Genomic DNA, 7,207 nt, shown 5'->3' with positions numbered 1-7,207 from the left:
GACAGTCGCGCGGACGACCACGGCACTCCTCCGATCATGGGCGAGGGCGGGAGATCGCTGCTTCGACGCTGGTACTCCCCGGTCCACGGACAGCCCCACCGCGCTCCGACCGAGCGCGACGTCAATCCGCAACAGGCCGGGTGGCCGCGGCGGCCTCGATCAGGCTTTCGTGATCGGAGTGGGCGGGTGGTGTCACGCGCGGGTGGGGTTGGCGGCGAGGTGGGACACGTAGGGGACCGGAGAGGGGGTTGGCGGGTTACGTTGCCTGGCGTGACTGGGTGGTGGCGGGATTTCGGGGCGGCGCGGTTTGGGCGGCCGGCGTCGCCGCGGCCGATCGCCCGGCCCGGGCTGCTGGCCCGGCTCGACCGGGCGTTCGCGAACTCGGCGACCTCGCCAACGCCGCAGCTGACGCCGGAACCGAGGCCGGGCCCGGAGCCCGACCCAGGCCCGGCGCGCGAGGCGGACCCAAGACGAGAGGCGGGCCTGGAGCACCGGGCGGACCCGGAACGCGTGGCGAACTTGGAGCGCGCGGCGGACCTGAACCGCGAGGCGGGCCGGGAGCGCGAGGCGGACCCCAGCCGAGAGGCGGACCTGAAACGCGAGGCGGGCCCAGAGCGCGAGGCGGGCCTGGAGCGTGAGCGGGACGGTGGGTCGGTGCTGGTTGAGGGTGGGCGTGGGGTTCAGCCGGTGGTGGTGGTTGTGGCTGGCAGTGGGGCGGGGAAGAGCACGCTGCTGCAGCAGTGGGCCGAGGCGCGCGGTGCGGTCCTGGTGCAGCTGGAGGACGGGCGGGTGCCGGCGGTTGGCACGGGTGCCGTGACGGTGCTGGACGGGGTGGAGCGGCTGGCTGTCGATGGGCCCGAGTGGCGGAGCATCGTCAAGCTGGTCGGGGTTGTGCCGCTGGTGCTCAGTGGGCGGGAGCCGATTCCGGTGGCGGCCGTGGATCGGCTCGGGGCGGGGCATCTGGAGTTTGCTGAGGATGAGACGTATCAGGTGCTGGCGGCGGCGCTGGCGGATGCGGCGGGGGCGGATCGGCTGGCGCCGGATCTGCACCTGTTGACCGGGGGGTGGCCGGCGTTGGTGGGGTTGGCGGCGGCCTGGCTGGCGCGGCTGCCGGTGGCGGAGCGGGGGGCCAGCCTGCGGCAGCTGGCCAGGGTCGACGGGCCGTTGCGGGATCACCTGGTCGGGGTGTTGCTGCAGGCGTTGCACCACGATGAGCGGGAGTTCGTGCGGCGGCTGGCGCATCTGCCGGCGATCGACGCCGCGACCGCTGACGCGCTGGATCTCACGGAGGATCTGGGTGGGTTGCCGCCCATCGTGCTGCCGGTGTACGGCAAGGGCGGGCGCTACGGCGTGCCGGAGCCGCTGCGGAAAACGATCCAGCAGCGCCTGCCGTTGGCTGAGCAAGAACGGCGGGCGCTGCTGGAGGCGTTTCAGGGGATGTAGTCCTCGAGGAGGGCGGGGGTGAGGCCGGCGGCCTTGATGGCCTGGAGGGCGGCGATGAAGTCGTCGACGAAACGGTCGCGGAAGTGCATCAGGATGATGTCGCCGCGCTGGACCGTGTTGCCGGACTGGTAGCGCACGATGCCCTTGTCGACGGTTTCCTTCCAGAAGAAGGCGGCGTGCATGCCGCAGTCGTGGGCGGCCTTCAGCGTGGTGTCGTCCTTCTCGCCGTAGGGCGGGCGGAAGAGGACGGGGCGGCGGCCGTACCACTGCCCGAGCTTGTCCGCGGAGTCGCAGATCTCTCGGCGCTGGACCGTGTAGGACTTGCCTTTGAGGTTCTGGTGGGTGACCGTGTGCGCCTCGATCACGGCGCCGGCGTCCTGGAGGCGCTTGAAGTACGGCGGGTCGCTCTTGATCGCGTCGATCATGAGGAAGAGCGTGACGGGCACGCCGGCCTGCTTGATGAGCTCGAGCGCCTCGGGGCGCTTGATCTGGCCGTCGTCGATGGTGATGAACGCGACGGGCTGCTCGGTCGGGATGCGGGCGTAGTACTGCACCGACGCGCCCTCGGGCAACTCGACCTTGTCGGCCCTGGGTGGGCGGTCGAACTTCGGCAGCCGGTCGGCGTAGCTGGTGCCGGCGGGTGGTGCCGCGGCGGTCTGCGTCTTGGTCGGCTTCGCCGAAGGCGAGGAAGAGGCGGAAGCAGAAGGCGAGCCGGACGGCGCTGCGCCGGCCGGTGACACCGGAAACGCGCTGGATGAGGCCGGCTGCGATCCGCCGGCCGCTGTCCACTTGGGACTGCCGGACGGGGACGCGCCGCAGCCGGCCAGCGTCGCGGCGGCGATCAGCGCGGCGACGGCCCGGCGTGCCCGGACATGAAGGATGAGCACGCCGCCGAGCCTATCTACGGACGCGCGTGATCGGAGGCCCGGAAAGTGTGGGAAAAACTAGATGAACCGGCTGCAACCTTCGCCATCACCCGGGGAGCGTGAACGTCCCCGCCCGCTCGCGGACCAGCCCGTCGTCGAGCAGCCCGGCGAGCGCCCGGCCGCGTTGGACCTCGTCGTCCCAGACCAGGTCGAGGCGCGCGGCGGGCACCGGATCGTCGCTGGCCCGCAGGACGGCGAGGAGGAGGCCGCGGACGTGGCGGTCGGTGCCGTGGTACCGCTGGGTGCGCCGGCTCGGTCCGGTGGCGGGAGGCGACCCGGCGATACGCCAGGCGCAGGTGGCCGACAGTGGACAGTCGTCGCAGCGTGGTGTCCGGGCGGTGCAGATCACCGCACCCAGCTCCATGAACGCGACCGACGCGCGGGCCGCCGCCTCGTGGTCCTCGGGCAGCAGGACCTCGACCGCCCGCAGGTCGGCGGGGGTGGTCGCGGCGCCGCCGTCGGCCGTGCCGTCGACGGCCCTGGCCACGACCCGGCGGACGTTGGTGTCCACGACGGGGTGGCGCTGGCGGAAGGCGAACGCGGCGACCGCCCGGGCCGTGTACATGCCGATGCCCGGCAACGCGAGCAGCGCGTCGACGTCGTCGGGCACCTCGCCGTCGTGCCGTTCCACGATCGCGGCGGCGCAGGCGTGCAGGCGCAGGGCGCGTCGCGGGTAGCCGAGCCGGTCCCAGGCGCGGATGGCCTCGCCGGGTGGGTCGGCGGCCAGGTGCGCGGGCGTGGGCCAGCGCTCCATCCAGCGGCGCCAGGCGGGGTCGACCCGCGACACCTGGGTCTGCTGCAGCATGACCTCGCTGACCAGCACACCCCACGGCGTCGCGTCGGGCTGCCGCCAAGGGAGGTCACGGGCGTTGGCGTCGTACCAACGGGTGACGGTCTGTGCGATGGCGAGAGAGGCGATAAGGAAGGATAAGCCAGGTGAACGAGTACGCCGTCACCGTCATCGGCCACGACCGCCCGGGCATCATCGCCGACGTCGCGGAGACCCTCGCCGGGCTGGGCCTGAACCTCACGGACTCGACGATGACCCGCCTGCGCGGGCACTTCGCGATGACGCTGGTCTGCGCCGGGTCCGTGTCCGCCGGCGACGTCGAGTCGGCGCTCGCACCGCTGACCGCCGGCCGGACGCTCCTGGTCACCGTCCGCGAGGTCGGCGAGGATCTGGTCGAGCCGCCGCGCGGTGAGCACTACGTGCTGACGGTGCACGGGGCGGACCGGCTCGGGATCGTGGCGGCGCTCAGCCGTACCGTGGCGGCAGCGGGAGGCAACATCACCGATCTGACGACCAGGCTGGCCGGCAATCTCTATGTCGTCGTGGCCGAGGTCGACGCGCCCGGGGCGATGTCCGACCTGGCCACGGCGATCGACCGGGTGGCGGGCGAGCTCGGGGTCGAGGCGACGCTGCGCCCCGCCGAAGCGGATCTGATGTGACCGTCCTGCAGGTCGTCCAGGCGCCGGCCGCGGTGCTGGGCACGGCGGGCAAGACCGTGGACCCGCTCGCCGCCGACGTCGTCCAGCTGGCCACGGACCTCGTCGACACGATGCGGGTCTCACCCGGCTGCGTCGGGCTGGCCGCGCCGCAGGTCGGCGTCGGCGCGCAGGTGTTCGTGGTCGACGTGACCGGCCATCCGAAGGCCCGCACCGTGCACGGCACGCTGGTGCTGTGCAACGCCCGGGTGGTCGAGGCGTCGCAGTGGCAGAAGGGCCGCGAGGGCTGCATGTCCGTGCCGGACCTCACCGGTGACGTGAAGCGGGCCAGCCGGCTCGTCGTCGCCGGCCAGCTTCCCGGCACCGGCGAAGAGATCGAGATCACTACCGACGCGTTCGAGGCGAGGGCTTTACAGCACGAGATCGACCATTGCTCTGGGTTACTGTTCCTTGATCGTGTTGCCGGCGCGCATGCCGTTTACGCCCGCAAGGTCTATCTCTGAGCGGTCTACACGGCGCGCCGCCCCGTTCGCTACCCGTTCCCTCGATACGGTGAGTGCATCATGAAGCTGACGGTTGGCCCGCTTCCCGCTGGCGTGTACTGGCGGCGTCGCGCCATCATCGGCGGGGCGCTGCTCATCGTGGTGCTCCTGCTCTGGACGCAGTGCTCCGGGCCGGATCCGAAGCGGACCCCGTCCTCGGCGAAGACGCCGGCCGCCCCTGTCTCGGCTGACCCGACGCCCACGCTGCAGACCCCGACCACCGGTGATCCGGTCGCACCGACCTCGGCGGCGTCCTCCGCATCCTCGGCGCCGGTTGTCACCTCGACGGTGCCGGTCTGCGCCGACGCCGACCTCAGCCTGGCCGCGTCGCCGGAGATGCCGGTGCAGTTCCGCGGGGCGTACCTCAAGTTCACGCTCAAGATCAAGAACATCTCGTCCCGGGACTGCACCCGTGACCTCGGCGCCGATTTCCAGGAGCTGTACCTGCAGGTCGGCGCCCTGAAGATGTGGTCGTCGGACCACTGCGACGCGCCGCACGGCAGCCAGCCCACGACGCTCAAGCCGTCGATCGAGGTGTCGTTCTCGACCAACTGGAACGGCAAGGCCAGCAACAACGGCTGTGTCAACCGGGAGATCCCGCCGGCGGGCAAGTATGAGCTGGTCGGCCGCCTGGACACCAAGTTCAGCGCGCCGGTGCAGGTCCAGCTGACCTGAGCCTCTTAGACGTACCGTTCCAGGATTGAGGCCTCGGCCAGCCGGCTCAGGCCTTCCCGCACGCCGCGCGCCCTGGCGTCGCCGACGCCGTCGACGGCCTGCAGGTCCTCCACGGTCGCGCCGAGCAGCCGTTGCAGGCTGCCGAAGTGCTCGACCAGCCGGTCCACGACCATGGTGGGCAGCCTCGGCACCTTCGCCAGCAGCCGGAACCCACGCGGCGACACGGCGGCATCCAGCGCGTCGCTCGCCCCGGGATATCCCAGCGACTTCGCGACCGCGACCAGGTCGATGAGCTCGGTCGCCGTCAACGCGTCCAGCTCGTCCAGCGCGTCGTCCGACGAACGGCTGCGCCGCCCCGACGGCAGGTAGTCGCGGATCACCAGCGTGCGATCCGCCTCGACGCCGGCCATCAGCTCTTCCAGCTGCAACGCCAGCAGCCGCCCATCGGTGCCGAGCTCCACCACGTAGCCCGCGATCTCGTCCGCGATCCGGCGCACCATCTCCAGCCGCTGCACCACCGCCACCGCGTCGCGCACGGTGACCAGATCCTCGATCTCCAGCGCCGAAAGGGTCCCGCTGACTTCGTCGAGGCGCAGCTTGTATCGCTCAAGCGTCGCGAGTGCCTGATTCGCCTTGGACAGGATGGCGGCCGAGTCGTCCAGCACATGCCGCTGCCCGTTGACATACAGGCCGATGATCCGCATCGACTGGCTGACGGAGATCACCGGGAACCCCGCCTGCTTGGCGACCCGCTCCGCCGTGCGGTGCCGCGTCCCCGACTCCTCCGACGGGATCGTCGGGTCCGGCATCAGGTGCACCGCGGCCCGGACAATTCTCGTGCCGTCACTCGACAGGACGACAGCACCGTCCATTTTGCACAGCTCGCGGAGCCGCGTCGCGGAGAACTCGACGTCCAGCGGGAACCCGCCCGTGCACAACTGCTCGACCACCTTGTCGTAGCCGAGCACGATCAGGGCGCCCGTGCGCCCCCTCAGAATGCGCTCGAGCCCGTCCCGCAGCACCGTCCCCGGCGCCATCAGGGCAAGCGTCGCACGCAACGGGTCGGCGACGGCCCAGGCCCCGTTGAGGCCGGTATGGGAACCGCCCCTGCTGGGCTCGCGGTCGATCGGCACCCGCACAGTCTACGGATGGTCGGACATCCAGTGCTGGTGCGGTATCGACCCAGCCCGTAGAGTGGGCCGACGCCATCAGCCGATGGATCGTAGTTGATGTCTGCGCGCAGTCTGTGAGGTCCCACCGGTGGCCGGTCCGGAGCGGATCGAGTGGCGGCGCAGTTTCCCGTCCCGCTCCCTGGTCACCCTGGCGTGGTACATCCTCTCCGCAGCCCTTGCCGTCGGCCTGGTGCGCGGCCTCTTCGCCGACGAACCGTCCGTTCTCCCCTCGGGCGCCTCCAACCCGCTCGCCGCCCTTCCTCTGTGGACCGTCTTCCTGGCTGCGCTCGGCGCGGTGCCGTTCGTCCTCGCCGTCGCCCGCCGCCCCCGAGTCGGCGCCAACCACTTCGCCCTCACCGTCCGCCCCGGCTGGATCCGGACGCTGGTCCTGCCGTGGTCGCGGGTGGCGCAGGTGACGCTGATGGAGATCGGCGGGGAGCGGTACCTGCTGGTGCGGCTCAGGGCGGGCCTGGACCGCACCGGCACCAACCCGGCCTGGCTGGACCAGAACGTCATCCGCGAGCTGTCCAAGACCCCGTCGAAGCGTGCCAGCGGCTTCGACGTCGCGGTCCGGTTGCGCGACTTCGTCGGCGGCCCGGACGGCCAGCTGGCGGCGCTGGCCGCGTTCGCCCCGGACCAGGTGCTGATCGCCAACCACCTGAACCCGTCCCGCGGCTGACCTTCCGGCGGCGCGTGCGTCGTGCTGCGTGCGTCGTGCTGCGTGCGTCGTGCTGCGGACCGGCTCCGCCGGTGATCGACCGATCATCGAGGAGGTCAACTTTGGGGCGGGGAAGAGCCGCAAGCACCGGCAATCATGAACTACCTGGTGGATTGCTGGTCGCCGGTGGCCAGTGATCGACCAGGTAGTGCGGTGTGCCGGGCCGGCCTGAACCCGTCGCGTGGCTGACCCGCTTCCGGCATCGCGTGCTGCAGGCTGCGTGCTGCGGACGGGCTCGGTCGGTGATCGAAGGACGGCGCCGGTCGCCTGGGTGGCCAGGTCGCT

Annotated in this window: 8 protein-coding genes; 5 read left to right on the top strand and 3 right to left on the bottom strand. The window is 71.5% G+C overall.

Features of this window, described 5'->3' with window-relative positions:
• Positions 1-270 precede the first annotated feature (270 nt).
• Positions 271-1,443, top strand: coding sequence for a hypothetical protein (locus tag Dsi01nite_RS56550; RefSeq protein WP_203854823.1), 1,173 nt, complete (start codon positions 271-273; stop codon positions 1,441-1,443).
• Here Dsi01nite_RS56550 and Dsi01nite_RS56545 read toward each other — a convergent pair.
• Positions 1,431-2,330, bottom strand: a complete 900-nt coding sequence (locus Dsi01nite_RS56545; protein ID WP_239137288.1) for a polysaccharide deacetylase family protein — start codon at positions 2,328-2,330, stop codon at positions 1,431-1,433. The genes Dsi01nite_RS56550 and Dsi01nite_RS56545 overlap by 13 nt on opposite strands.
• Positions 2,331-2,415: 85 nt before the next feature.
• Entirely contained in the window at positions 2,416-3,192 is a 777-nt protein-coding gene (locus tag Dsi01nite_RS56540; RefSeq protein ID WP_373318976.1) for an iron-sulfur binding domain-containing protein, read from the bottom strand.
• 113 nt (positions 3,193-3,305) lie between these two features.
• Here Dsi01nite_RS56540 and Dsi01nite_RS56535 point away from each other — a divergent pair, with 113 nt between their 5' ends.
• The 3 genes from Dsi01nite_RS56535 to Dsi01nite_RS56525 are packed head-to-tail and all read left to right on the top strand — an operon-like array spanning position 3,306 to position 5,032.
• Positions 3,306-3,818: a glycine cleavage system transcriptional repressor gene (locus Dsi01nite_RS56535; RefSeq protein WP_203854822.1), complete on the top strand. Its 513-nt coding sequence runs from the start codon at positions 3,306-3,308 to the stop codon at positions 3,816-3,818.
• Complete coding sequence (gene def, locus Dsi01nite_RS56530) at positions 3,815-4,318, top strand: peptide deformylase (RefSeq protein ID WP_203854821.1); 504 nt, start codon at positions 3,815-3,817, stop codon at positions 4,316-4,318. Before Dsi01nite_RS56535 ends, def begins: the two co-directional genes overlap by 4 nt.
• Positions 4,319-4,378: 60 nt before the next feature.
• Positions 4,379-5,032 carry a hypothetical protein gene (locus Dsi01nite_RS56525; protein ID WP_203854820.1) on the top strand — a complete coding sequence of 218 codons (654 nt, stop codon included), beginning with the start codon at positions 4,379-4,381 and terminating at the stop codon, positions 5,030-5,032.
• 5 nt (positions 5,033-5,037) lie between these two features.
• Here Dsi01nite_RS56525 and disA read toward each other — a convergent pair whose 3' ends face one another.
• Entirely contained in the window at positions 5,038-6,159 is a 1,122-nt protein-coding gene (disA, locus tag Dsi01nite_RS56520; protein ID WP_239137290.1) for a DNA integrity scanning diadenylate cyclase DisA, read from the bottom strand.
• 133 nt (positions 6,160-6,292) lie between these two features.
• Here disA and Dsi01nite_RS56515 point away from each other — a divergent pair, with 133 nt between their 5' ends.
• On the top strand, positions 6,293-6,883 hold the full coding sequence (locus tag Dsi01nite_RS56515; RefSeq protein ID WP_203854819.1) for a hypothetical protein: 591 nt from the start codon (positions 6,293-6,295) through the stop codon (positions 6,881-6,883).
• Positions 6,884-7,207 lie beyond the last annotated feature (324 nt).

Origin of the sequence: Dactylosporangium siamense, assembly GCF_016862795.1 — a bacterium.
In the GTDB taxonomy this organism is placed as follows: domain Bacteria; phylum Actinomycetota; class Actinomycetes; order Mycobacteriales; family Micromonosporaceae; genus Dactylosporangium; species Dactylosporangium siamense.
The sequence above is the reverse complement of the archived record's forward strand: the minus strand, read 5'-3'. Positions and strand labels throughout refer to the sequence as shown.

Excerpts from the sequence above, each read along its gene's own strand:
- Dsi01nite_RS56525 (WP_203854820.1), top strand. The coding sequence starts at position 4,379 with ATGAAGCTGACGGTTGGCCCGCTTCCCGCTGGCGTGTACTGGCGGCGT.